The organism is Streptomyces sp. NRRL B-24572, from assembly GCF_002156145.1.
In the GTDB taxonomy this organism is placed as follows: domain Bacteria; phylum Actinomycetota; class Actinomycetes; order Streptomycetales; family Streptomycetaceae; genus Streptomyces; species Streptomyces vietnamensis.
The window spans coordinates 1-1702 of record NZ_MWIG01000975.1; the positions used below are offsets into that span (position 1 = coordinate 1).

Annotated in this window: 2 protein-coding genes; one reads left to right on the forward strand and one right to left on the reverse strand. The window is 71.0% G+C overall.

The annotated features are described in order from the left end of the window. A partial coding sequence (locus CCN56_RS39065; protein ID WP_107484305.1) for an NADPH-dependent FMN reductase occupies nt 1-562 on the reverse strand: 562 nt, incomplete at its 3' end. Nucleotides 563-696: 134 nt separating this feature from the next. Between CCN56_RS39065 and CCN56_RS39070 the strand changes: the two genes are divergently transcribed. Next, nucleotides 697-1575, forward strand: a complete 879-nt coding sequence (locus CCN56_RS39070; protein ID WP_086832361.1) for a pirin family protein — start codon at nt 697-699, stop codon at nt 1573-1575. Nucleotides 1576-1702 lie beyond the last annotated feature (127 nt).

A 1702-nucleotide genomic window follows, 5' to 3' on the forward strand; every position in this document is an offset into this window, starting at 1 on the left:
ACGCGTCGATCTTGGCCTGGAGGGCGGTCAGGAGGCCCTGGAGGAGCTCGATGGTGACCTCGTCCGTGAGGTTGCCGTCGGCGTCGAAGCGCTCGTGCGAGCGGAAGACGTGCACCTCGGGCTTCACGACGACGTCGCTGTCGGTCCAGACGAAGACCTGGCGGAGGGCGAGCTGTGCCCGGACGGTGCCGAAGTTGGTGGGCGCGGCGCCGAGGATCGCGACGGGCTTGCGGTGCAGCGGGAGGCCCTCGGTCTTGGTCCAGTCGGTGGAGAGCCAGTCGAGCGCGTTCTTGAGGACGCCGGGGATGGAGTAGTTGAACTCCGGGGTGGCGATGAGCAGTCCGTCCGCCTGCGCGACCCGGCGGCGCAGCTCGTCGACGACGGCCGGCCGCAGTTCGGGGGTGTCGAGGTCCAGGTCGTACGGCGGGATCTCGCGCAGGTCCTCGTAGATCTCGATCTCCTGGCCGCCGGGGTTGAACTTCTGCGCGGCGCGCAGCAGTTGCGTGTTGTGCGAGGTGGCACGGAGCGAGCCGGAGATGGCGAGGATCGTGGACGCGGTCATGGGAACCCCCCAGTTCGTCGGGCGAGCCGGCGGGCGCCGGACTCGACGCCACCGAAGCTAAACCGATCGGTTCATTCTGTCAACGGAACGGTTCAGTCTTGACAGTGAACTGAATGGTGTAGTTCATTCGAGACATGACCGCTCCCCAGCTCGCGGGCCGCCGGACCGTCGCCCGCACAGCCCGCCCCTTCCACACCCACGAGGGCGCCGGATTCCCGGTACGCCGCCCGTTCCCGACCGAGGAACTCCCCTTCGTAGACCCATTCCTGATGATCGATCAGGTGGGCCCGATCGAGCTCGCGCCCGGCGAGGCGAAGGGCGCGCCCCCGCACCCGCACCGGGGCTTCGAGACGATCCAGTACGTCCTCGACGGCGACATCGCGAACGCCGACTCGCGCGGTCACCGCGCCGTCGTCCGCGCGGGCGGCGTCCAGTGGCTCACCGCCGGTTCGGGCATCGTCCACGAGGCCCTGCCCACACCGGAGTTCCTCGCCTCGGGCGGCCGGCAGCACATGCTCCAGATCTGGCTGAACCTCCCCGCCCAGCTCAAGGGCGTCCCGCCGCAGAGCCAGAACGCCGAGGCCGCCGACCTGCCGGTGGCCGTCACCCCGGAGGGCGCCGAACTGACCGTCCTCGCCGGGACCAGCCACGGCGTGACCGGCCCCTTCGAGACCCGTACGCCGGTACTCGTCGCCCACGGACGGCTCGCGCCGGGCACCCGCGCCGAGTTCACCGTCCCGGCCGGGCACAACGCGATGGTGTACGTGATGCAGGGCGAGGCCACGGTGTCGGGCACTCCCCTCCCGGACGGGCACCTCGCGGTCCTGACCCAGGAGGGGGACGGGTTCACGGTGGAGGCCCCGGGGACGGCGGCCGAGGTCCTGGTCCTGACGGGCGAACCGATCGGCGAACCGGTGGCCCGCAGCGGCCCGTTCGTGATGAACACGGCAGCGGAACTCCGCGAGGCGGAGAGGGACTTCAGGGAGGGCCGAATGGGCCGGATGCCGGCATGAGCCTGTTCACGGGCAGGCGTTCCGCACCGTCGACAGGCAGGCATCCCGCAGTGTCTGCGGGCAGGCGTCCCGCACCGTTTGCGGGCAGGCGTCCCGCAGGGCGAGGGGGGTCCCCCCTGCTCGAGCG